This window comes from Enterococcus sp. DIV1315a (assembly GCF_051712325.1).
GTDB classification, from domain to species: domain Bacteria; phylum Bacillota; class Bacilli; order Lactobacillales; family Enterococcaceae; genus Enterococcus; species Enterococcus faecalis.
Genome location: NZ_JBIOOS010000001.1, coordinates 775,413 through 800,367, shown reverse-complemented (window position 1 = coordinate 800,367; position 24,955 = coordinate 775,413). Strand labels below are relative to the sequence as shown.

Below are 24,955 nucleotides of genomic sequence, written 5' to 3'. Positions count from 1 at the left end.
TGTAACTGGTTTTTTTATCTTTTCAACTGTTTAGAGCTTTTTATTTAAAACTTTTCGGAAATTAAAGAAGGACAACCCAATGTTTCCTAAAACGAAACAAGCGGTTACCAGAAAAACAGAAGAATAGCCAAAACCATGGGCAACTGTTGACCCTACCATCGGTCCTAAAACTTGACCGAAATTACTACACATCTGATTGTAACTATAAACTCTACTTACGCCCTCCGTTGGCGTTATTTTACTAATTAACGTATTAATTGATGGCATTAATGCGCCTGTTGAAAAACCTAAAAGGAATCGTAAAACGCCTAACTGAAAAGGTGTTTGCACAAACGCCATGGGAATGTAACAAATAAAAGAAAGAATTAATCCGCCTAATAAAACTTTTTGGTTCCCAATGCGGTCCCCAATTTTTCCCAAAGTTGGAGAAGAAATAATTGCTGAAACGCCGGCAATCGAAACAATCAAACCACTAACAAATAATACATTCTCTGTATCGCCACTTAAAGATCGAATATATAGCGTTAAGATTGGGCTGATACTTGTAATTCCTAATTGTAAAATTAACGTAGTCACAAACAAACCAATCAATACTGAAACATGATCCATCTTACTAAAAATTTCTTTCGTCGTTAATAAATCCTTTTTCTCAACTGGTTGAAAATCTTCTTTAACTAAAAAGATAGTCAACAACGTTGTAATGAATAAAATAACGCCGGTAATAATAAAGACATTTTCCATTCCAAACCACTGTGCCAACGCACCGCCAATCGATGGCGCAATTAACGTCCCAGCAATTGCACCTGTTGATAATGTTCCTAGAGCCCAGCCATTTTTCTCTTTTGGCGCCTGCGACGCAATCATCGCTGTTGCGTTAGGAATATAGCCGGATAAAATCCCGTTCATAAAACGCATAATCAACAGCCAGTAAACATTAGGGACAAATGCTAACGCCCCCATTGTGATCGTCATTCCTGCTGCAGCCCGAATCATCATAATTTTCCGACCTTTTCGATCAGCTAAATTTCCCCAAATCGGTGCAACAATCGCAGCAGCAAATGCCGTGACGGAAATTGCCAATCCAGAAAACAACTCTACTTGACTCTTAGGCGTCCCTAATTGTTCAACATATACTGGAATAAACGGCATAACTAAGCTAATACTCGCCCCTGTAAAAAAGCAACCAATCCATGCGACTAATAAATTCTGCTTCCATTTTATTTTCATACTTTTATCCACCTTATCACCTCTTCACCTACCACTATACTCTAAAAGAGTGAATCTCTCAAAAGAAAATTCTTTTAAAAAAAGTCTGGCAGACCGGCCAAAACGACCAATCTGCCAGACTTCTTAACACTTGGGCTTAAGATAAATAGCTGAACAAATGCAACACCTTCGAAGCTAACCGCTGTTATCTCAGCCTCACTTCTGTTTACTATAAAATAGCTAAGATTACAAAGTTTAAGATAAACAACGCATCAATGACCCAAATAATTGGTGAAACTTCTTTGGCTTTTCCTTTGACTACTTTCACCACTGCATAAAAGATGAACCCAGCAGCAATCCCATAAGAGATGCTATAACATAATCCCATGAAAATTGAAGCAAAAAATGCTGGAATCGCATCTTCTAAATCCGTCCAATTGATGTCTTTGAAAGAAGCTAACATCATAATTCCCACTAAAATTAACGCTGGAGCCGTAGCTTGTGCCGGCACAATAGCAATAAGTGGTGAAAAAAGACTACTTAGGGCAAATAGAATTGCTACCACTACCGATGTCAAACCTGTTCGACCACCCGCACCGATTCCTGCTGCGCTTTCTACATAAGTTGTCGTATTCGATGTACCAAAAATCGCACCGATAGATGTTGCAATAGCATCTGCAAATAGAGCTTTGTCCATTTTAGTGCTGAAACCCTTACTATCTTCTAAAGCTAATTCATCTTCTTTAGAGAAAATCCCTGTTCGACGTCCTGTACCGATAAATGTTCCAATTGTATCAAACGTATCTGATAAACTGAAGGCAATAATGGTCATTAAAACTTGAGGAATTTTTGAAGAATCACTAAACAATGACTGTAAGCCCTCAGCACCAAAAGCAGCGCCAAAAGTTGTACCTAATTCTTTAAATGAATTGCCCAACGAATTAGCATGCCAATCAACCGAAGCAGTGTCTACCACCCCCATTGGAATTGCGACTAACGTAGTAACCACAATGCCAATTAAAATAGCCCCACGAACATTCGTGACAACTAAAATCGTTGTTAAAACTAACCCAATTACCGCCAAAATAATGGCTGGATTATCAAAATTTCCTAAAGCGGGCACGATACTCGAACCATTCACAACACCATTTTGAGGTTCTGCTTGTACTGTGAAACTTAGTAAGCCAGCATTTTTCAACCCTACATAAGCGACAAAAATTCCAATCCCACCACCAATAGCATGTTGTAAACTCTCTGGAATTGCTTTAATAATCATTTTGCGAATTTTTGTCACTGTAATCAAAATATTAATCAAACCACAAATAAAAACCATTGCTAATGCTTGTTGCCAAGTATACCCCATCCCAAAAACGACCGTAAACGTGAAGAAAGCATTGAGTCCCATTCCCGGTGCTTGAGCGTAAGGTACATTAGCAAACAGCCCCATAATTAATGTACCGATGATTGAAGCAATAATGGTCGCTAAAAAAACAGCCTGAAAAGGCATCCCTGTTTCTGAAAGAATGGACGGATTAACAAATAAAATATAACTCATTGCAAAAAAGGTCGTAACCCCCGCCATTATTTCAGTTGATACCGTTGTCTTGTTTTCCTTTAATTTGAAAAACGTATTCATAATTGCACTTCTCTCCCTTAAAATCCATGTTTTCGAATAATTACTCTTTGATTATAAGAGAATCGCTATCTTTTTACAACAAAATATTAACTATTATATATATTTTTCTATATAATGTTCGTGTTTTTCAGATATAAAAAAAGAAAAAGCTTTACATTGCTTCTTCTTTTCCTAATAATTGGATTAGCCCAAACAACAGCATCTGTAGAAACATCATTAATAAAATAAACATTAATTTTTGAAGGGACCAGTCAAAAAAGATAATTTTCACTGTTTCAATTGGATTCATGAAAAGATAGACACTGTGTAATCGATCAAAACGTCCAACATAAATCGCCAAAGCAGACAAGAAATGAAGGCTGGCTTGAAAGACTACAATTGTTCTATAGCCGCAATAACTTTGCAATTTCTGGCTAACAGTTGTTACTGTTTTCATCCCTAAAAGTCCATATATAACAATCCCGCTAGTTAAGCAAACAAACGCCCACCAATCACCAATTTGGTTTGCAAAAATCGTATTAAAGCCTCGATAAATAGATAGCGTTTCTAAATGAAAAAAATCCGTAAATAGGTACGGCGCATTAGGATAAAAAATTAACCAAGCAAAACCTATCAACCAATCCCTTTTACGTTTTTCTGCGCTTAAAAGATAACTAAGTTCAATTGGAATATAGGCTAACAACACGTTCAACGCCATAAAATGAAAATGCGTAGCAAATAACCACATATAGATACAATAGATTAAGGTGATCACTCGTAAATAATTTCTAGAATTTTTCAAGATGCTCTGCGCTCCTTTTTCAAACGGTTTATTTTAGTGTAGCATACTTCTTAAGCTTTTTTTTAAACCTTATAAATGAACATGCTTCTCCCCTTGATAATCTTCGGTTTTATGCTAGACTGAGTAAAAGGCATTTAGGAGGAATTTTTACTTGAAAAAATTAATTGCTATTGATTTAGACGGCACAACATTAAATGCACAGTCTTTAATCAGTCCAAAAACCGAACAAACACTAAAAAAAGCGATTGACAACGGTCATTACGTCAGTATTGCCACTGGACGTCCCTATAGAATGAGTCATCAATTTTACCAACAACTTGGCCTAACGACCCCTATGGTTAACTTTAACGGCGCTTTAGTCCACATTCCAGAGAAAAAATGGGACTTGGAAAGCGAAGCCAATATTGAACGTGACCTAGTCTTTGACATTTTGGCACAGAAAAAAGAATTACAATTAGATTTTGTTGCTGCTGAAAACAAAGAAACATTTTATATCGATACGTTAGATGGGTTCGATCCGAAATTTTTTGCTTCCAAAGCAACCTTAGATAATTTACTTACTGCTAAAAATTTACGAACAAATCCTACCTCAATGATGGTTCGGACCACACCAAACCAAGCTGAAAAAGTTGCTGATACATTGACAAAACAATATGGTGATTATATTGATGTCCGCACTTGGGGCGGTCCAATGCCTATTTTAGAAATGGTCGCAAAAGGAATTCAAAAAGCCCATGGCGTTGATCAAGTGGCGAACTTTTTATCTGTCAAACCAGCTGATATCATTGCTTTTGGCGATGAACATAATGACGAAGAAATGTTAAGTTATGCTGGTTGGGGTGTTGCTATGAACAATGCCACGGATAAAATTAAATCCGTAGCCAACGATGTCACTGAAAAAACAAATGATCAAGATGGTTTAGCAGATTACTTAGAAAATTATTTAGATCTATAAAAGGCTAAGATAAAAGTATTTCTTTAAAAAGAACTTGCTTTGGTTTAGCTGATAATCTTAAGATTACGAAAGTAGGGCATAAGTCGAAACGACTTATGCCCTACTTTCATTTTTTTTATTCCTTCAATGAATTTTGAAACGTGCTGATTTTTTCAGCCAATCTTTGATAAGTAGTAAAAGACGGATGCTTTAGCTCTTGTTCTTCGTTAACGGATAAAGTTTGTTGTGTCGTAATGGCCTTTGTTAGTGTATCTACAAAATGAATAAAAGAATTGTTGGTTTGTTTATTATATCCTGGTGAATAATATTTCGATTGACGATAAAAAGGCCGCAGAGCTGTTTCTGTGATTTTTTCCTGTTCATCTGAAAAGTATTCATCATAGCTGACATGTTTTATTTTCTGCTCTTCTGTTATCACTTGAAGTCGAGCGATTAGGCCATTGCCTAAATCTTCTGCGTAACCGATATACGTTTCTTTCGCTGGCTCTTTTAGCCAAGTGTCCATCTCTGCTGCTAAAGGCATTAAACCTTCACGCGCAGAAGTTGATGAACCGCGTACCGTATAAAAATTACCTGTGACACGATTTTCGTCACGCATTTGTTTTTCTACATAAGTAATACCATTAACAACGGTGACTAACGTATCGTCTGTACGCGTGTTGCTTGCTTGAAATTCAGGATAATCCGACAGGCGTTTGTTGACACCCGAATATCGTGTATCGTAATAAGGATCACTAGCAAACTCTGTAAACTCAACATTCAGAATCCGTTGCGTTTCAGGTTCCGTAATAATCTCTACAATGCCGTAATTTCCGCCAGTAAATACACCTTCATTTTTATAATAGTTACCCGTCATTAATCCCAAAGGCGGTTGATTGGACCAAAACATTTTTTCCTTTTTTTCTTCTGGTGTATATTTTGCTGGTGGGGTTGTCCCAAATGTCGTTTGTGTGGCTCCTGTAACCACTTCGTACGTGTATTCATGAGAATCAAAAGTCAATTGATTAGCAATCAGTTCGTCATTTTTAGTCGGCGCTTGTTTTTCCACCGCAGAAGTCGTTTGATTGGTGACGGTAACTTGCTTCACTTGCTTTGTCTCTTGCGGACCACTTGTTGTTTGTTTCGTTAGCTCTTGATCTGGCGCACAACCAACCAAAATAAATAATCCGATAAAAACCAACATTCCTTTAATATGTTTCATTCACTTTTCTCCTTTTTATAGACGCTTAACTTCCTCTTATCTCCAGTGTAGCAAACATTTATAAACCAAAACTGACGGAAAAATGAATAAATAATAAACAAAAACGCTAAGCCTCCTGCAGCTTAAGAGACTTAGCGTTTTTTTATTTAATTGCTTGGCGCTTTTGGCGCAACCACTCTTCTTTAATGTGTTCAGATAGGCGAATCATTCGTTTACCAACTTCACTATATTGGTTAGTAGCTAAATTGGCTAAAGAAATTCGAACTGACCATTTGTCACTCCCGAAAGCATCCGCTTTTAAAAGCATTAATTTTTCTTTTTCTGCTAAAGAGGTTAATACTTTTGTGATCGTCCAAGATTTCGTTAAATAACTTGAAAATTCTGGGCCATAACGTTTTTCTGTCCAATCTCTAAAGTTAATTTCACAATAATATGCTGTATTTAAACTTGCTAAAGGCTCTTCAATGCCTAAGGTGCGGAACAAGAGCTTTTCACGCGTATGACAAATATCCATCACTTCGTCTTTATAAGCTTGACCGTCTTTTAACAAAGCATACAAACTAAATAAAGCCATCATCGCTTGCTGAATAGAAGAAAGTCCCGCTGCATGGTTCAACGCAATATCGCGGCTGTCTGCGACTAAGCGGCTGATAAAGTTAATTTGGCTTGTGTCTGCATTCAATGTAGCATAACGTGCCTGTAATTCCATTTTTTGAGCCACTGGCAATTCTTTTAATAATTGGTCAAAGATGTTCTCTTGGCTGACCGCAATGGTCCCCACACGCCAACCGGTAGCGCCAAAGTATTTAGAATAAGAATAGATACAAGCTGTATTGTAAGGTAACTCCGTAAATAGTGAACGGAAAGCTGGCACAAAGGTTCCGTAAACGTCATCTGTTAAAATCATTAACTTAGGGTTATCCACTGCAACGATTTGTTTGATTTGTTCAATGGTAGGTTTTCCCATAGCATTGGCAGTTGGATTGCTGGGATTTACGACAAAAACCGCTTTGATGGACGGGTCTTTTAGTTTATCAATTTCCTTGTTTGAGTATTGATACGTCGTTTTTCCATCAATGATCATTTGCTCTGCTTTGATTTTAACCACGTCAAAATCATAACGTGGTAGTTCTGGAATTTCTAGATAAGGAGCAAACGTTGGTAATAACAACGCAATACGATCACCTTTTTCTAGTAAATAATTATTTGCCAACGTATCAAACAAGTAACAAATCCCTGCTGTACCACCTTCAACGGCAAAAATATCAAACGGTTGTGCTTCGCTGGAAAATAATTCTTGATTTAAATATGCTTTAATCGGTTGTTCACACGCCTTCAAGCAACGAACAGGATTCGGATAATTATCCCCAATCACATAGTCTAACATGGCATCTAACCACATTTCCTTATCCATCCCAAAATAGTTATGCTCTGCTGTCCAAATTTCTTGTAAGAAAGTTGCCCCTTTGCTAGGATTTTCTGCTAAAAAGTTTAAGAAGCGTTGCGTTCTACCAAAGCTTGGCTGAATCATACCAGCCGTTTGTTCGCTCCCCTCTCTTAAGGTTTCTTTTGTAGCAAATTGACCTAATAAAAAAAAGGCTTCCCTTGGTGTTGGCGCCGTCCAATTAGGATTGCCTCGCCCTGCATTTAACAATGTTTCTAAATTATGATTTTCTTCATGTAATTTCTTCTCTAAAAATAGACTTAATTCAAACGGACTAAGGTTTTCTGTCAATTCATCACTTGTTATCATTTTATCCTCCTGAAGCACACGCAGTCATTTAGTATTTAGTATGTAGTCTATACTACTCTTCTACCTCCAGATGTCAACCATTTAAGCGGAATATTCTGACAATTAATAAAAAAGAAGCATTCCTTTATAAAAAATAAAGGATTGCTTCTTTTTCGCTGATTAACCAAAGAACCGTTGCATCTCAATTTTTGCTGATTGAACAGAATCAGAAGCATGGATTAAATTTTTGGTGACAGACAACCCATAATCCGCTCGTAAGGTGCCACTTTCAGCATCTAACGGATTCGTTGCTCCAACTAATTTACGCACTTTTTTAACCACATTGTCCCCTACAACGACCATCACAACCACTGGGCCACTTGTCATATAGGCTAATAATTCAGGGAAAAATAGTTCATCTTTTAAATGCTCATAGTGTTCCTTCACTGTTTCTACTGTTAGTCGTTCGAATTTAAGGTGCAATAAGTCAATACCTTTATCTTCAAAACGTTGAATGATTTTGCCAACTAACTTTCGTTCAACGCCATCTGGCTTAATAATTACTAAACTTGTTTCCTTCATTTTTTCTTCCATCCCTTTCAAAACTTCCTTTTGCCCTTTCCCAAGGGGTAGCTACAGAATAAAATGAAAGCGGATACTTTGTCAATGATAAATCTTCTTTTCCTTTTGATTAAATAAAAAATTAAAGATTATTCACAAGGTTTGTGAATTGTTCTTTCAGTTCTGTATTACTTGTTTCTTTTAAAAACAAATAAGGTTGCTCTTCTACTGGCTGTTCTTTACTCACATAGACTTTGGCTTCACCATTCACTAAAGTAAATAAATAGACATGCTTCTGGGCAACTTGTGTCGCACTGTCAGAGTATACTGCCACCAGACAATAACCCCCTTCGCTGCCTGTTTCTGACCAATTTAACCAAACGGGATTGTTCCCAATAGCTGGTTGTATTTTAGGTTCATAACTCAATAAATCATCAGGCACTTGAATCGTGTAAAAAGCTACAGAGTGACCTGGTTGGTACGCTTGATAGTTCTGATTGCGTTCTTGACCCCAGGTTTCCATGTATTGTCCTAACTGTTTTGCTTTTTGCTGATTCCAAATCGTCCCTTCTTCTGTAACTAATTCAGTTAATTCTTGTGTTTGCGTTGTTTGCTCTAATTCCAACGCCGTGGTTTGACTAACTTCGGTTGCTGAAATCGCTCTTGTTTCTTCAGTATTTACATTGTTTGTTTGTACGGTTTGTACGGTTTGTACTTTCTGTGATTCCTCTTTCGATTTTTGCCAACCACAGCCAGATAAAACGCTTCCAAAAACTGCTATCATAATAATCCCGTTTAGTTTCATTCCTTAAACTCCTGTTTTTATTTTTATTCTATCGAAATAAACCTAAAATCTCAATCCCTTTCTTTGGATAGTTGAAAACCATTTGGGAACTAGTAATTCTCCACAATTATGGTCCTCTAGTAATTGTTGGTATTGCTGTTCCATAGTCCTGATTTCTTTTTCACCAAAGCTCAGTGCCCAAACTAAAGAATAGAGTCCTGCGTGAAAAGTATAAAGCTTTTGAAACTGCCAAAATAAGGTAGGAACTTTCCCAGCAAAATAACCTTGTAATTGACCATAAGCAAACAATGGCGAAACATTTCTTGAAAAAAATTGTAACTTGTAAAATTCTTCATAAGGATCCCCAAAATCCCATCGATTAAAATCAATCACACCGACCTGCCTAGTTGGCAAGTAAATAATATTTCCCACATGGAAATCTCCATGCTGATAAACCACAGGCCGTTGTTGCAATAACGGTAATTGTTTTTCTAAATATGAAATTATTGGCTGCTGGTACGGCATACAAAATTGAGATTCCTTATACTTATTTAGTTGGCTCTGCTTTTTTTCGTATAAATTTCGCGCAATCTCTCTTTGACTAATCCTTTCAGGCAACAAAAGCTTATGGATTTTGTTTAAATAGCGGCCTGCCTCTACGCCTAAGTTCAGTTGTCTTTTGGGAGAAAGAGCGGGTAAAACATCGCTTAAGTCTTCACCTTCTAGATACGTTAATAACATGTATCCTTGTTCACTTTCAGGAATAGGTGCACATAAAAAAGGTTTAGAACTGGGAAATCCTAACGCCGCTACTTTTTTGATAAATTGATATTCTTGTTGTTTGGCTAATAACTCTTCTTGTTGAAAAATTCGCAATAAAAAGGTTTCTTGATTTTTGGTAACTTTAAACTTTAAATCAGTTGACCAACCACGGTGAATAGCTTCAACTTTTTGCCATTGCTGAAACGCTGGAATCTTCTCAAACGCCCTCATTACTTTCGCCTCCATTTCCCTATTGGTTTTAGTATACCAAAGAAAAAAGGCTGGAGACAATTGGGGATAAATTGTCTCTAGCCTTCACTGGTTATCATTTTCTAGTTTTCCTTATATAAATCGTTCCACTCGTTACTAAGAAAGCTCCTCCTAAAACAACCCAGAAAGTACTAGGTACTTCTGCACCTGCTTTTGGTAATACTTTTTTGGGAAGCTGTTCTTTTTTCCCAATCATATTTTTATCAGAAAAAGCATGAGTACTTTCTGTTGATTTGGTTCCCTGATTTGCTGATGAATTCAGCGAATTATCTAAGGATGACTCACTAGTAGTTTTTCCAGATTTGTCTGGGTTTTGGTTTTGGTTTTGGTTTTGGTTTTGGTTTTGGTTTTGGTTTTGGTTTTGATCTTTTCCTTCGATTGGTCCTTCACTTGTTTTTGTTTCTTTGTCTTTATCTGGTTCGCCACTTGTATCTAGTTCTTTATCTTTATCTGGTTCGCCACTTGCATCTGGGTCTTTATCTTTGTCTGGTTCGCCACTTGCATCTGGGTCTTTATCTTTATCCAGTTCGCCACTTGCATTTGGTTCTTTGTCTTTGTCTGGTTCGCCACTTGTATCTGGTTCTTTGTCTTTGTCTGGTTCTTCTACATGTGGTTGATTTATCTTGTGGTTATTTTCAAATAAAGCACCTAATTGTAGCAATGTTCGGTCTTCATTTAATGCACTATTAAATTGAATCCCCAAAGGCAGTCCTTCTTTTGAAACGTAAGTTGGTACACTTAATGCTGGATGTCCAAATAAATTTGCTTGTTGTGTAAACGGTGTATATGTGAACGCCGTCAGCCATTGGTCATAAATCAATTGTTTTTGTTCTGCTGGTGACAATTGATCAATTTTTTCCATCTGTGCTGCATGTTCTGGTTTTAGTAACGGATTATCAATACTAGGTGCCGTGGCAGCCGTCGTTGGTGTTAATAAGATAGGATACTGTTGATAAAATTCGTCCATCGCTTGTGCTTGTAAAGCAATATCTGTCCAAGCCGCAGTTGTCTCTTCACTCGTTATATTTTTTCCTGTTTGAAAAAGCGCCCATGTTAACAGTTCTACATCATTTCGTTCAAGCGGTCTTTTCAATTTCTGCCGCGCCATAAAATCGGCAATTCCTGCTGAGCCAGCAGCTACAGTATAATAATTTTTCATTAGACGTTCCCCATCAACAGGGTGCTTCACTTCAACCAATGTGTACCCTTGGTCTTTTAAAAAAGCAACAGCTTCAGCGACCGCCTCTTTTGCTTCGGCACTTATAGGCGTTCCGGCAGGGGATTCTGTTGTATAAGCAATGGGTTGCGCTTGACTTAAATGTCCCGCAGGAAGATCTTTTTTGGTTAATAAGGTTTCAAATAATGCATTTGTATCCGCCACGGTTCGACTTAAACCAAAGTGAACAGTTTGACCTTTTGCACTATTAGAATTACCAATGATTACTCCTCTAGAAGGTTTCAAGCCTACGGTGCCTGTCCAAGAAGCAGGGATGCGGATAGAGCCACCAGCATCACTTCCAGAAGCAATGGGAACAAATGCCGCGGCGACACTAGCACCCGCTCCGCCTGAAGAACCACCTGAATAATGGTTAGGATTCCATGGATTGACGGAAACGCCATATAACTTTGAATCTGAAATATTCTTCCAACCTAATTCTGGATAATTCGTTTGACCAATGATTATGAATCCGGCATTTTGTAGTGCTTTGACAAAGGTCGATGTCCCACCAGCTACTTGATCTTGGAGAAAACCAAAACCGTTCGTGTTGCTTTCACCTTTCAAGGATTGTCCTAACCCTTTTAGTAAGAGCGGCACACCTAGAAATGGTTGACCTGTATCTTGTAAAGCTTTTGCTTCTGTCAAAGCCGCTTCTTCTCGTAAAGTAATGACCGCATTTAATGTAGGATTTTCACGTTTAGTGATGGCCAACGCAATTTTTACTAATTCTTCGCTCGTCACCTTTTTTTCTCTTACTAAAGTTGCTAACTCCAGTGCAGTTGCTTGTTTATAATCTGCTTCTGAAAAAACACTCTCTGCAGAAACAGCTTTTCCATCTGTATCACTATTTTGTATCTCATTTGTGGTTTCAGTAGTTACTGCAACCGCATTTCCGCTACTGCTTTCGGCGATTGCCGAAGAGGATTCTTTTTCCTGCATCACCGTTTGGCTAGTAGTTTCAGATTCCAAGTTAGCTACAGTCTGACTGGTTTCTGTTGTTACTGATTCCGTCTCTGTTTGAACGGTTGTTTCTAGTATACTTTCTTGTGCCAACATTGGTACCCCTACCAGTGTTTGGCTAATTAATAAAATAATCCCTAACTTTTTGAACAAAATCGACTTCTTCATAAGTCACATCCTTTATCTATTAATACAGTTAAAAAATCTGTATTACTTATAGCATAAATGAAAGCGATTAAAAAGTAAAGTTCTCTTGAAAATTCCCATGTTCAACTTTTAGGCTAGGTTCTTTTTATATGCTAAAATAGAATAGAAACGGAGGTTTTTTAATGGAATGGATTGAAATTAAGCACGCAACACAAAATAATTTGAAGAATATCTCTGTCAATATCCCTAAAAAGCAACTAACTGTTGTTACTGGACTTTCGGGTTCAGGAAAGTCCTCCTTAGTATTTGACACATTAGCCGCTGAATCACGTCGTGAACTAAATGATACATTTAGTTCGTTTGTTCAAAATTACTTACCCAAATATGGTCGTCCAGAAGTTGAAAAAATCGAGAATCTTCCTGTTGCAATTGTCATTGACCAGAAAAAAGTAGCAGGTAATTCTCGTTCGACAGTGGGAACGTACACAGATATTTATACGTTTTTACGTTTGCTGTTTTCACGAGCAGGTTCTCCATTTGTTGGTTATTCAGATACTTTTTCGTTTAATCATCCGGATGGAAAATGTCCAACATGCGATGGCTTAGGAAAGATTACCGAAATCAATCTTCATCAGCTAGTTGATTATGACAAATCATTAAACGAAGGGCCTATCGATTTCCCCACATTTACAGTTGGCAACTGGCGGTGGAAGCGTTATGCCCATAGTGGTCTATTTGATTTGGATAAAAAAATCAAGGACTATTCTCCTGAAGAGTTAGCATTATTTTTATATGCTCCACAACAAAAACTAGCTAATCCACCCAAAGAGTGGCCTCATACAGCTTTGTATGAAGGAATCGTCCCGCGTATGCAACGTAGCATATTGCATACAGACGAAGGCAAACGTCATCAAAAATACCTTAATCACTTTGTTACCGTAAAAAGATGTCCTGATTGTTTAGGAAGTAGAGTCAATGAACGTGTTCGTAGCTGCAAAATTAATCAGAAAAGTATTGCTGATGCTGTTGACATGCCACTCACTGAATTACATTCTTTTATTCGTTCAATGGACCTATCCTTAATAAAAACTATTCAAGAAGAGCTACTTGTACGTCTAGAAGCATTAATTAATATCGGTCTCTCCTACCTCACATTAGGACGAGCAACTGAAACACTTTCTGGTGGTGAAGCACAGCGGATTAAAATTGCTAAGTATGTAAACAGCGCCTTAAATGATATTATGTATATTTTAGATGAACCAAGTGCTGGCTTACATCCAAAGGACATCGAACGGATCAGTCGTGCATTGCTCAATTTAAAAAATAAAGGAAACACCGTGGTTCTCGTGGAACATAATCCACAATTAATTAGAGAAGCTGATTTTATCATCGATATCGGACCTTTCGCAGGCGAAAATGGTGGCCATGTCCAGTTTTCAGGAACGTATGACGCATTTTTAGCCTCCAAAACCTTGACTAGTCAAGCGCTTCAAGAGCCGCTCCCTTTAAACGACCAACCAAGAAAAGCAAGGAAGTCTTTATCAATCGAACATGCGACACTGCATAATTTAAACAATCTATCTGTCGAAGTTCCGTTAGGAGTTTTGACTGTTATTTGTGGGGTCGCTGGTTCAGGTAAATCATCATTAGCGGAAGAAATTTATCAAAAAGCCCAGGCTGATAACCAAGAAATTATTCATCTTTCACAAAAAAGCATTACCGCAAATTTACGATCCACACCTATGACCTATCTTAATATTTTTGATAAGGTCCGCAAACTGTTTGCGGAAGAAAATCATGTTAGTCCAGCTTTATTTAGCTATAATTCCAAAGGCGCCTGTCCTACTTGCAAGGGGAAAGGCATAATTGTCTCCGATATGTCTTTTATGGAGGATGTTACTAGTGTTTGCGAAACCTGTCACGGAACGCGTTACAAAGAAGAGGTGCTTCATTATCTGTATAACGGAAAAAATATCGTTGAAGTACTAGCTTTAAGCGTTAAAGATGGCTATGATTTTTTCAAAGACCAGCCTTTTGCTCTTTCATTAAAAAATTTACTGGAAGTTGGCTTAAGCTACCTTAAACTCAATCAATCGCTCTCAACATTATCTGGTGGCGAATTGCAAAGGGTAAAATTAGCAGACACACTTCACCAAAAAAAAGCTATCTATTTAATGGATGAACCTACAGATGGTTTACACTTAATTGATATCCAACAAAGTCTTCAACTTTTCAATCGAATGGTAGAAGAAGGAAACAGCTTAATTTTATTAGAACATCACATTGACGTGATTAAAAGTGCCGACTGGTTGATTGAACTAGGTCCCGAAGGTGGAGAAAATGGCGGACAGCTTCTTTTTACAGGAACCCCAGCAAATATGCTAAATTCCACTCATTCTATTACTAAAGGCTATCTGTAAAATAATTGGAACAATAACAATGTTACTTTTATCCCCAATCTATATTACTTTTTAAGCTTGGAACAAAAATCTTTCTGGATTTTTGTTCCAAGCTCTTTCTTTTTTAATTTATATATGCACAGACCAATTCAAATACTTTTTCCATTGCCTGTGTTTGCGTATCTTCTGTTACTTTGACTGCGTTAGCATCCGCTCTATCGCAAATAATTCTTATAGAAACAAAAGCACAATCATTTAAAAAGCAGCATTGTGCAATAGCTGCGGATTCCATATCCACACAATCAATAGAGAATTGTTCAATTAAGTTTCTTTTTTCAGTTGTGTCACAAACGAAGCTTTCTCCAGTTCCAAAACGAACACACTTTATCTTTTCATCTAGATGTTGAAGTTCGGCCAGCATTCCTTTATCTCCTTTATAGTACAGCTGATAAGGAAATTTATTGATTGACTGTCTTTCACGAATATCGTAATGGCAGTATTCCTCACCTAGCACCATCTCAAAGAGTTGCAGTTTTTCATTTAAACAGCCACAAATACCGATATTAATTAGTTGTTCTATTTGAAATGAATCAATAAGTATTTGACTATATAGCGTAGCATTCGTCTTTCCTTGTCCTGCACAAACCATAATGACTTGCGATGTTTTTTGTTCATAAATATAAAATGTATTTTTTGCTAGCTGTATCTTTCGTTGTGGTGGAAAATATTCCAATAATTTTTGAAGCTCTAAATCCATTGCGGCAATAATCCCTAATTTCATCTATCTCCTCCTTTTTCTATTTCAACCCAACTTCTATCTTCACAGGTTGGTGATCTGTATATTTAAATTGTTCGTCCTTTGTTTTCACGCTATGAACAGCCACATTATCAGAAACAATAAAACCATCAATTACATACACTTGGGATGTTTCATAAGAGCCAGTGTATGGCTTATTAAGCACCCGCACAGTCGGCTGTTGATCATCATAAGCAAGTGAAAAATGTTTAGGTAAGTCTGCTGGATCAATTTCTCCTGGTACCCAACCAGCTTCCCCTAAGTCAGGATATCGATGACTGCCTTTGAAAACTTGATTAAAGTCACCTCCAGCAATTACATAGTTTCCTTTAGCGTATTCTTGGGATAATACGTCAGCTAACTTTTTGCTTTGAGCAATCTTCCCTTCCCCATTGTCATAGGCTTCCAAATGTAAGTTAAAAACCACTAATTCTTTGTCTGTGCCTTTAATTGGAAAGCGCGTTTCTAGAAGCGCTCGTTTTAAGTTACTAATGCTAACGGGCCAACGAAAGGGATTGGGTAAAGCAATGCGTTTGGCCTCTGTTATTTTTTCATTTGATAATGTTAATAAACCACTTTCTACTCGTCCAATCGGCGGCCAAGGAATGGGCACATAATCTACCTTAAAATTATAAGCAAATGCGCTGTTCAGCTGTAGCTGTTTTTGTAATTCTTCCTCTTGATTGACTTCGTAAGAACGTTGCGAGCGACGATCGACTTCTTGGAATAAGTAAATCATCGCTGGTAATTCTTTCAAGGTTTCTTCAATGCCCGTTAAATTCTGTTGGACCATTGCCTTATTAACTGGTTGGACAGTTTTGCCACCGTCCATAAAAAAATCTTCTGTTTGTCCTAGGCCAGCATAGCCTATGTTATACGTGACTAAAGAAATGGATTGCTTTTTTTCGATGGTTTGCTCTGAAAATTGTTTACTTATAGCAACTGGTTCAACCGCTCGTGGTCGAAACTCTCGAAAGGTTAAATATCCTATCAAAATTAAAGCTATGCTTAAAAGAAGGACCATCAAGCTACCGAGATATTTAAAAAACTTTTTCATTGATTCCGATGTTCCTTTCACATTATGTCAAACCAAAAGTAGCAATTATCTTCGTTGCTACTTCTTCTGGTGTCATGTTTGAATTATTTATTTTCGTTATTTTTACATTTGGAAATGTACTTTCTAGTTCACCTTCGTGGCTTACTAATCGATGTTCTTTAAAGGTATTGAGTAATTCTTTTCGAGAAAAGTCGACATCGCGTTTTGAAGGTTTTGCCTCTAGCCGCTCTGGATGAACATTTCGTTCTAGGCGGATTGCTGTTGAAGAGACGAGTTCGACGAAATAAACGGACTCATGTTTATTAAGAAAAATTTCTGATATTTCTTCTAAAAATTGAAAATCCTGTTCTTGATCAAAAGAAATCACCACTGTAAAAATAATATTTTTTGTTGTATTTGTGGCTGGATTTTCTACAAAGGCCTGAAAAAGTCCCTTTCTAACGGAATCAGACAATTGAAACGCACGTTCCGTATACCCAAGATAGTTTGCAAATAAGTCAATGGTTTGATGATTAAATAGTAATTTAGCATCTAACTGTTTTTCTAAAGCCTTGCCAACGGTCATTTTCCCGACAGCTTGGGCACCAATTAAAACGATTAAAGACATCAACTTCTCCTCCTCTAGCCTAATTTTTAGGTGGCTATCTTCTACTATATCACACTATATTACAACACCTTACAAAACTGTTCGGAAAATTTTCTGTTTTTTATTACAAAAAAAAGACAAAAGACTCTATAATGAGAGAGGACTCGATTGATTATAGATGAGATAGGTGACGGAGAATGGCAATAGAAAAATATTTTCAAACAATAGATGGCAGTCAAATTTTTTATCAAATTTTTGGCAAAGAAACAAATTACCCCCTTGTGTTACTTCATGGTAATGGCAATGATCATACTTTTTTTAATTATCAAATTTCTTATTTCTCCAAAGAGTATCAAGTTATTGCGGTGGATACCCGCGGACATGGACGTTCCACCAATACACAAAGTCAATTAACTTTTCCGCTTTTGGCAGAAGATTTAGCTGGTATTATTCAACAAGAACACTTAACAAAAATTAATTTATTGGGCTTTAGTGACGGAGCAAATATTGCCATGGTTTTTACCCATTTATATCCTGATTTCGTCAACAAACTCGTCTTAAATTCTGGAAATGTCACCATGTCTGGTCTGAAAAAATATGTAACGATTGCCACTTATTTTCAATATTGGTTTTGTCGTATTGGCGCCTTTTTTTCAAAAAAATTGCGCGCACGGCTCCCTATCGTGGCTCTGTTATTTGAAGATACTGGACTGACAAAACAAGATTTAGAACACATCCCCTGTCCTACTCTTGTTATTACTGGCAGTCGAGATTTAATTGCGCTTTCCCATTCACGGGCGATTGCTGATGCCATTCCTGATGGTAAATTGGTCTTGGTAAATAAACAGGGTCATTTATTTGCCAAAAACTCACCAGATATTTTTAATAAAACAATCGAAAAATTCTTAAAGGAAATGAAGGTGTCTAAATGAAACAAATTATTCATTGGATCAAAACGCATACAGGATTACTAAAAACACTGTTTGTTATTGCGGTCTCAATTATTGTTGTTGCCCAACTTTTATCAATTGGTAAAACGATCTCATTTGAACAGTTAAAACAGATTTTTGATGAGATTCCGCTATGGAAATTGTTATTGATGATGGTTATCGGTTTAGTTTCCGTTACTCCGATGCTAAATTATGACTTAACATTAAATCGCATTTTAAACTTGAAAGTCTCAAAACGGGAACTCCTTGAATCTAGCTGGATTGTCAATACCATCAATAATATTGGTGGATTCGGTGGTTTGGTCAGCATGGGACTTCGTTCTGAATTTTATGGAAATAAAACAGAGGAAAAGAAAATTTTACCTGCGTTAACCCATATTTTACTTTTTGTGTTATCCGGTCTATCTATTTATAGTATTCTTTGCTTTTTCCTTGTTCAGTTTGATCCAAAGATGGCTTATTTACAGCAATATTGGATTTGGTTATTAGGTGGCGGTCTTTATTTCCCATTACTTTATCTTATTTTACATTTCCAAAAAAATAGTTCCTTTGGTAACCTCGATGCAAAAAATCGCTTATCTTTAGTTGTTTCTTCGTTTTTAGAATGGACAGGTGTTTTAATTACCTTTATCAGTATTGGTTACTTATTAGATGTACCGATTCCTTTAATTGATATTGTTCCTTTATATGTAGCAGCTTCGATTATTGGGATTGCTTCGATGATTCCAGGGGCTTTAGGTAGTTTTGATGTCATGATGATTTTAGGACTGAGCAACTTAGGTGTCGATCGTGAAATTATTGTTTTGTGGTTATTGCTCTATCGTTTATTCTATTATATTATTCCTTTCTTAATTGGCTGTTTGTTCTTTACAAAACACTTAAGCCAAAAGTTGGATACTCATTATCGTCAATTGCTAAAACAAATTACTTTGGAAATTGCCCACAAGCTGGAAGTGGTTTTACTTTATTTTTCAGGAATCATGATGGTGCTCCTAGCCACTATTCCAGAAGCCTTCACTCAAGTGCATTGGTTAAGAGATATTAACCCCTTCCGTTCTCATATTATTATTCAAATTCCGAGTATTGTTTTAGGCTTTGCATTATTAATTATGGGACGTGGGATTGCTGATCGTGTTAAAAGAGCCTATTATCCAACGATTATTTTATTAATTGGTGCTATCTTGTATTCATTTGTTGTTGACTTTAGTATGTTTTCCATTTTCTATTTAGCTATTTTATTATTTATCGTTATTTTTTCAAAATCAGAATTGTACCGTGAACAACTGGTTTACTCTTGGGAGTGGATGACGATTGATGGGTTTATCTTTGGCTTGTTGACTTTGTTATACCTGGTAATTGGTGTTTATAATTTACCGAACTTCCCACACCATCGTCATCATTTTGTGGAATTTTTCTTGTTCCCTTCCGAACGGATCTGGTTGTCAGGATTTATCGCTATCCTCTTAGTTATGAGTTTTAACTTTCTATTTGTTCGCTACCTCCAAGGGAAAAAACACCAAGTGGGTGAGTTTCCAGAAGATAGTATCTTGCATAATATCTTAACAACTTATGGCGGGAATATTGACAGTGAACTTGTCTTTCTTCATGATAAACAGGTTTTCTTATATCCCAAAGAAAAACCGACTGTCTTTTTACAATTCAACACCATTAATAATAAATGCGTTGTGATGGGCAATCCTTCGGGGAACAAAGAAGATTTTCCTGCGGCGATTGATGCATTCCTTAAAGAAACAGATCGTTTCGGCTATGTACCCGTCTTTTACGAAACCAATGAGGACAGCGTGATGTTACTACACGAATACGGCTACGAATTTATCAAAATGGGCGAAGAAGCCTTAGTTAATCTAGAAACATTTACGATGTCTGGGAAAAAATTCAAAGGTACCCGCGCAGTGTTTAATAAAATTACCAAAGCCGGCTATTCATTTGACGTACTCCAACCTCCTTTTAGTGCCGAACAAATGCACGAATTAAAAGCTATTTCGGATAGTTGGTTAGACAATCGAAAAGAAAAAGGCTTTTCACTAGGATTTTTCGATGAAGCGTATCTTCAAAGAAACCCAATTGCTGTTGTCCGAAATGCTGAAGGAGAAATGGTCTCTTTCGCTAACATCATTCCTAGTTACACAAATGAAGTTGGTACCATCGACTTGATGCGTCACCATAAAGAAAAAGCCCCTTCTGGAAGTATGGATTTCCTATTTATTCATTTATTTGAATATATGAAAACAGAAAATATTCATTATTTCAATTTAGGGATGGCTCCGTTAGCCAACGTTGGTCAATCAAGAAAAAGTTTTATTCAAGAACGGATTGCTGCGTTAATTTATGAATTTGGTTCAGAAATTTACTCCTTCCAAGGATTACGCGAATACAAGGAAAAATTTGCTAGCAAATGGCAACCCCGCTATACACTTTATTCTAAAAGTAGCTGGATTGTCTACGTTATGATCGCTTTACTCATTGTCGATCAAAAAAATATTGACTAACAAAAAGAAGCCCAATTAAGTATAAAAAGCTTGGCAACTTCACTGAAATTTAGTGAGGTTGCCAAGCTTTTTAATTTCTTTCATCTAGTTTTTCTTTAATTAAAAAGGCTGTTTCTTCGACAGATTTTGCGGTTACATCAATCACTGGGATACCATACTTCGCAAAAATTTCTTCGGCATAGGCTAATTCTTGTTCAATCCGTTCAACATTGGTATAACTGGTCTCATTACCTAAACCTAAGGAAGCCAACCGACTGCTACGAATCTGTCCTAATGTTTCTGGCGAACAAACTAAACCAATCATTTTTTGTGGATCCATTTCTTCCAAAATTGGCGGCAATGGAACTTCTGGAATTAATGGTAAGTTAGAAACGCGGTAGCCTTGATTTGCTAAATACATACTGACTGGCGTCTTTGAGGTCCGCGAAACGCCTAACAACAATATATCAGAATCAAGAAACCCTTGAGGATTTTTGCCATCATCATATTTTACAGCAAATTCAATCGCTGAGATTTTATCAAAATAGGCACGATCTAGCTGGTGGCGTCGTCCAGGCTCTTCAATAGGATCTACTCCGGCTTTCGCTTGAATTAATTCAAAAAATGGCGCCATTAAATCTAAATATAACAACCCTGTTCGTTCACTAAATTCTTTCGCCGCTGTGATTAGTTGTTTACTGACTAATGTACTGACAACTAAGGCTTTATCTTTTAAGGCATCTTTTAAAATCTCCAATAATTCTTCTTCTGTTGTGACAAAAGAAAAATTGTATCGATTAAGAAAAGAAATATCTGGATACTGTGCGCTTGCTGCAGCTAACAATTTTTGTGATGTTTCTCCAAGTGAATCGGAAATAGTATAAACAATGATCTCTTTTTTCATAATTAAGCTCCCTTATCTATTTTGTGCGGCTTCTTTCGCTTGTTGCGTAATATAGGTTAAAATTTTCGTTTTCGTAATTTTTCCAATAACTTTTTTAGGATTTTCTTTTTCAACGACTGGCAAAGAATCCACTTCGTATTTTTGCAAAGTGTCAGCAGCTTCAAGAATAGTAAATTCTGGTGTGCAGGTTTTCACATGTGGCACTCTTGTCATACAAACAGCAACAGGTGTGCCATCAATATTTGTATTTAAAGAGGCCCGTAATAAATCTTTTCGTGACAAAACCCCTAATAATTCTTTTGCTTCATCCATGACATAAAGAGAACCGACATCATACATAAACAAGTTGGTAATCGCATCTCGAATTGAGGTGTCTTGGGCAACCATCAATGGTGGACTCATGATCTCCTGAACTTTTGTTTGAAAAACATCAAAAAAGAAAAAAGCCTCCATATTATCACTTTCGTAAGTATACCCAACTTTCGGACTTGCTTTTAAAATTCCTGAAAGTGTTAAAAAAGACAAATCAGAACGCAATGTCGCACGTGAAACGGCTAGTATGTCCGAAATGCGTTCACCACTAACTGGCTGATGCTCTTTTACAACAGCGATAATTTGCTCTTGTCGTTTACTTAATTTCATCATTTCCTCCTCAATTCCTCTTAAACAAATTGTGCATTCGCTTACAATTATACACATATTTATTGTTTTTTCAACATATTGACAAGAAACTTTTTCTATTGACAAACTTATTTCCGTCTATTATGATGTTTATTGAACATATAAGACACATATTAAACGGAGGTCACGCATGAAAAAGTTTATTTATTCTTTTAACGAAACACACAATGAAGGTAAAGAGACTCTTGGTGGTAAAGGGGCGAACTTGGCAGAAATGACACGCTTAGGTTTGCCGATTCCGCAAGGATTCACGATTACAACCCGTTGCTGTATGGACTATTTGGCAGATGCTACTTTCTTTGAAGAACACTTACAATCAGAAATTTTGAAAGCGGTTAAAAATCTAGAAACTGAAACAGGCAAATCTTTTACCGCAGACAATGAGATTCTCTTAGTTTCCGTTCGCAGCGGTGCTGCCTTCTCGATGCCTGGTATGATGGATACTATTTTAAATTTAGGTTTAAATGATCAACGTGTGAAAAAATTTGCGACCTTAACCTCTCCTGGTTTTGCTTTTGATTGTTATCGCCGACTTATTCAAATGTTTGGAGACGTCGTCTATCACATTCCCAAAGAATTATTTGACCAACAAAAAGAGCGCTTGGAACAAGAGCTCAACAAAAAAATTACCGCTTTTCAAGAAGAAGATCATTTCGCCTTGATTGTCCGCTACCAAGAAGTTTTTGAACAACATCAGGTGGTGTTCCCGCAAGACCCTGTCGCACAACTTTTTGAAGCAATCAAAGCTGTTTTTGATTCATGGAATAATCAACGTGCGGTGGTTTATCGAAACTTACATCATATTGCACATGATTTAGGTACAGCTGTCAACATTCAAGAAATGGTTTTCGGCAATCGTGGACTAGACAGTGGCACTGGCGTTGTCTTTACTAGAAATCCGGTCACAGGGGAAAATCAACTGTTTGGAGAGTTTCTTTTGAACGCGCAAGGAGAAGATGTAGTGGCTGGTATTCGGACGCCAGAACCCATTCGTCGTTTACGTTTGACTATGCCAAAAGTTTATCAAGATTTTCGCCATTACGCAGAACTTTTAGAATATCATTATCGTGACATGCAAGATATTGAATTTACCATTGAAAATGAAAAATTATATATTTTACAAACAAGAAACGGGAAACGAACCGCCGCAGCTACGGTTAAAATTGCTTTAGACTTAGCCAAAGAAAATCGCATTACTAAACAAGAAGCACTGTTGCGTGTGACACCTGATACGATTGATCAATTAATTCATCCCGTGTTTGATCAAGAGAAACGACAACACATGGAACGTTTAGCTATGGGACTTCCTGCTAGTCCTGGTGCAGCAAGTGGCCAAATTGTTTTTACAGCAGAAAAAGCCAAAGAACTGACCAATCTAGGAAAGAAAGTCATTCTTGTTCGTCAAGAAACTTCACCAGAAGATATTGAAGGCATGGTTGTAAGCGAAGCAATTGTGACCAGTCGTGGCGGAATGACTTCTCATGCCGCTGTGGTCGCACGAGGAATGGGAACTTGCTGTGTGACTGGTTGTGAAAGTTTAACCGTCAATGAAGAAACCAAACAACTACACTGCGGGCCACAAGTCATCTTAGAAGGAACAATCATTTCCGTCGATGGCTCAACGGGGGAAATTTATCTTGGCGAAATTCCTACAATTTCTGCTGATAATAACGATGACCTTCAAGAGCTCTTGTCTTGGGCAGATGCGTATGCTGATTTAACTGTTCGTGCCAATGCAGAAACTACACAAGATTTAGAGACTGCTATCCGTTTTGGCGCAGCGGGGATTGGTTTAGCGCGAACAGAGCATATGTTTTTCGGTGAAGAGCGTGTCTTGGAAATGCGTCGACTAATTTTAGCAGAGTCTGAAAAGGAAGCAACCTATGCGTTGGAGCAACTTCTTCATTTTCAACAGGAAGACTTTTATCAAATGCTGAAAGTAGTTCAAGACAAGCCCATGGTGGTCCGCTTGTTAGATCCGCCGATGCATGAGTTTTTACCTCATGAAAAGAATGATATTCAATTATTGGCGAAGCAACTACAACGGTTCCCGGTGACCATCGCCAAACAAATTGAACGGTTACAAGAAACCAATCCAATGTTGGGCCATCGTGGTTGTCGTTTAGGTGTGACCCAACCACAAATATACAAAATGCAAGTTACAGCCTTATTTACTAGTGCCATTCGATTAGTCAAAGAAGGAATTACTGTTTATCCAGAAGTGATGATTCCTCTAATCGCCGAAAAAGAAGAACTTCTCTATCTCAAACGCATTTTAAAAGAAACGATTGACGGTCTCTTTGAAGAACATAAGATGACTCCTTTCCCTTACGAAATCGGGACAATGATTGAACTACCGAGAGCTTGTCTGATTGCGGATCAGTTAGCAGAAGAAGCAGACTTTTTCAGCTTTGGAACAAATGATTTAACACAAATGACCTATGGTTTTTCTCGTGATGATATCGGGAAATTCATTAATACGTATCGGGAAAAGAAAATCATTACCCAAGATCCGTTTCAATCATTAGATCAAACAGGTGTTGGTCAACTAATTCAATTAGCTGTAGAGAAAGCGCGTCGCACTAAACCAAACATGAGTATTGGCGTATGTGGAGAAGTCGGTGGTGATCCGCAATCCATCACGTTTTTCCAAACACTTGGCCTAAACTACATCTCTTGCTCACCTTATCGGGTACCTATTGCGAAACTCGCAGCTGCCCAAGCCAAAATTTTAACCGAACCGGCTGTGACTGAAGAACAAATGGTCCTTCTTTAATTTAACGTGTGTAACAAATGATTCATCCTTACAAGATAAAAAGTGCTAGGAACATCAGTCGAAACGGCTGATATTTCTAGCACTAAATTTTAAGATCAATGAT

The 24,955-nt window shown here is 37.3% G+C and carries 19 protein-coding genes; 5 read left to right on the top strand and 14 right to left on the bottom strand.

What is annotated here, in order from left to right; translation table 11 throughout:
* Positions 1 to 30: 30 nt before the first annotated feature.
* The 3 genes from IGJ03_RS03855 to IGJ03_RS03845 all read right to left on the bottom strand — a co-directional run bounded on the left by IGJ03_RS03855 (position 31) and on the right by IGJ03_RS03845 (position 3,569).
* The gene (locus IGJ03_RS03855; RefSeq protein WP_002381323.1) at positions 31 to 1,227 is read right to left on the bottom strand and encodes a multidrug efflux MFS transporter; all 1,197 of its coding nucleotides are present in this window, start codon (positions 1,225 to 1,227) and stop codon (positions 31 to 33) included.
* Between the two features lie 208 nt (positions 1,228 to 1,435).
* The gene (locus tag IGJ03_RS03850; protein ID WP_002355943.1) at positions 1,436 to 2,842 is read right to left on the bottom strand and encodes an NCS2 family permease; all 1,407 of its coding nucleotides are present in this window, start codon (positions 2,840 to 2,842) and stop codon (positions 1,436 to 1,438) included.
* Positions 2,843 to 2,993: 151 nt separating this feature from the next.
* Positions 2,994 to 3,569, bottom strand: coding sequence for a DUF1361 domain-containing protein (locus tag IGJ03_RS03845; protein ID WP_375804911.1), 576 nt, complete (start codon positions 3,567 to 3,569; stop codon positions 2,994 to 2,996).
* 205 nt (positions 3,570 to 3,774) lie between these two features.
* Between IGJ03_RS03845 and IGJ03_RS03840 the strand changes: the two genes are divergently transcribed.
* Positions 3,775 to 4,578, top strand: coding sequence for a Cof-type HAD-IIB family hydrolase (locus IGJ03_RS03840; RefSeq protein ID WP_002355941.1), 804 nt, complete (start codon positions 3,775 to 3,777; stop codon positions 4,576 to 4,578).
* 115 nt (positions 4,579 to 4,693) lie between these two features.
* Here IGJ03_RS03840 and IGJ03_RS03835 read toward each other — a convergent pair whose 3' ends face one another.
* The 6 genes from IGJ03_RS03835 to IGJ03_RS03810 all read right to left on the bottom strand — a co-directional run bounded on the left by IGJ03_RS03835 (position 4,694) and on the right by IGJ03_RS03810 (position 12,235).
* Positions 4,694 to 5,779, bottom strand: coding sequence for a hypothetical protein (locus IGJ03_RS03835; RefSeq protein WP_375804910.1), 1,086 nt, complete (start codon positions 5,777 to 5,779; stop codon positions 4,694 to 4,696).
* Between the two features lie 142 nt (positions 5,780 to 5,921).
* Positions 5,922 to 7,532 carry an aspartate 4-decarboxylase gene (gene aspD / locus IGJ03_RS03830; RefSeq protein WP_010712264.1) on the bottom strand — a complete coding sequence of 537 codons (1,611 nt, stop codon included), beginning with the start codon at positions 7,530 to 7,532 and terminating at the stop codon, positions 5,922 to 5,924.
* A 159-nt stretch (positions 7,533 to 7,691) separates the two neighbouring features.
* Positions 7,692 to 8,105: a nucleoside-diphosphate kinase gene (ndk, locus tag IGJ03_RS03825; RefSeq protein WP_002383435.1), complete on the bottom strand. Its 414-nt coding sequence runs from the start codon at positions 8,103 to 8,105 to the stop codon at positions 7,692 to 7,694.
* A gap of 109 nt (positions 8,106 to 8,214) precedes the next feature.
* Positions 8,215 to 8,877 (bottom strand): DUF4767 domain-containing protein, encoded by a 663-nt coding sequence (locus IGJ03_RS03820; RefSeq protein ID WP_375804909.1) that lies wholly within the window; start codon positions 8,875 to 8,877, stop codon positions 8,215 to 8,217.
* Between the two features lie 42 nt (positions 8,878 to 8,919).
* A complete protein-coding gene (locus IGJ03_RS03815; RefSeq protein WP_375804908.1) occupies positions 8,920 to 9,864 on the bottom strand; it encodes an aminoglycoside phosphotransferase family protein in 945 nt (314 codons plus the stop codon).
* A gap of 79 nt (positions 9,865 to 9,943) precedes the next feature.
* Positions 9,944 to 12,235: an amidase family protein gene (locus tag IGJ03_RS03810; RefSeq protein ID WP_161325060.1), complete on the bottom strand. Its 2,292-nt coding sequence runs from the start codon at positions 12,233 to 12,235 to the stop codon at positions 9,944 to 9,946.
* Between the two features lie 161 nt (positions 12,236 to 12,396).
* Here IGJ03_RS03810 and IGJ03_RS03805 point away from each other — a divergent pair, with 161 nt between their 5' ends.
* On the top strand, positions 12,397 to 14,634 hold the full coding sequence (locus tag IGJ03_RS03805) for an ATP-binding cassette domain-containing protein (RefSeq protein ID WP_010821572.1): 2,238 nt from the start codon (positions 12,397 to 12,399) through the stop codon (positions 14,632 to 14,634).
* Positions 14,635 to 14,737: 103 nt separating this feature from the next.
* Here IGJ03_RS03805 and IGJ03_RS03800 read toward each other — a convergent pair whose 3' ends face one another.
* From IGJ03_RS03800 to IGJ03_RS03790, 3 genes are read right to left on the bottom strand one after another with little or no spacing between them, the layout of a single operon-like run.
* The gene (locus IGJ03_RS03800) at positions 14,738 to 15,394 is read right to left on the bottom strand and encodes a 5'-methylthioadenosine/S-adenosylhomocysteine nucleosidase (RefSeq protein WP_109537797.1); all 657 of its coding nucleotides are present in this window, start codon (positions 15,392 to 15,394) and stop codon (positions 14,738 to 14,740) included.
* A gap of 16 nt (positions 15,395 to 15,410) precedes the next feature.
* On the bottom strand, positions 15,411 to 16,466 hold the full coding sequence (locus IGJ03_RS03795) for an endonuclease/exonuclease/phosphatase family protein (protein WP_375804819.1): 1,056 nt from the start codon (positions 16,464 to 16,466) through the stop codon (positions 15,411 to 15,413).
* A 22-nt stretch (positions 16,467 to 16,488) separates the two neighbouring features.
* Positions 16,489 to 17,073, bottom strand: coding sequence for a hypothetical protein (locus IGJ03_RS03790; protein ID WP_002368259.1), 585 nt, complete (start codon positions 17,071 to 17,073; stop codon positions 16,489 to 16,491).
* A 176-nt stretch (positions 17,074 to 17,249) separates the two neighbouring features.
* Between IGJ03_RS03790 and IGJ03_RS03785 the strand changes: the two genes are divergently transcribed.
* Positions 17,250 to 17,984, top strand: a complete 735-nt coding sequence (locus IGJ03_RS03785) for an alpha/beta fold hydrolase (protein WP_002361424.1) — start codon at positions 17,250 to 17,252, stop codon at positions 17,982 to 17,984.
* Entirely contained in the window at positions 17,981 to 20,512 is a 2,532-nt protein-coding gene (gene mprF, locus IGJ03_RS03780; RefSeq protein ID WP_375804818.1) for a bifunctional lysylphosphatidylglycerol flippase/synthetase MprF, read from the top strand. Before IGJ03_RS03785 ends, mprF begins: the two co-directional genes overlap by 4 nt.
* Positions 20,513 to 20,582: 70 nt before the next feature.
* Here mprF and IGJ03_RS03775 read toward each other — a convergent pair whose 3' ends face one another.
* Both IGJ03_RS03775 and IGJ03_RS03770 read right to left on the bottom strand, forming a co-directional pair.
* Positions 20,583 to 21,395, bottom strand: a complete 813-nt coding sequence (locus IGJ03_RS03775; protein ID WP_002355927.1) for a pyruvate, water dikinase regulatory protein — start codon at positions 21,393 to 21,395, stop codon at positions 20,583 to 20,585.
* Positions 21,396 to 21,407: 12 nt separating this feature from the next.
* Positions 21,408 to 22,037: a helix-turn-helix transcriptional regulator gene (locus IGJ03_RS03770; protein WP_002355926.1), complete on the bottom strand. Its 630-nt coding sequence runs from the start codon at positions 22,035 to 22,037 to the stop codon at positions 21,408 to 21,410.
* 169 nt (positions 22,038 to 22,206) lie between these two features.
* Between IGJ03_RS03770 and ppdK the strand changes: the two genes are divergently transcribed.
* Positions 22,207 to 24,852 (top strand): pyruvate, phosphate dikinase, encoded by a 2,646-nt coding sequence (ppdK, locus tag IGJ03_RS03765; protein ID WP_002361422.1) that lies wholly within the window; start codon positions 22,207 to 22,209, stop codon positions 24,850 to 24,852.
* Positions 24,853 to 24,955: the final 103 nt, after the last annotated feature.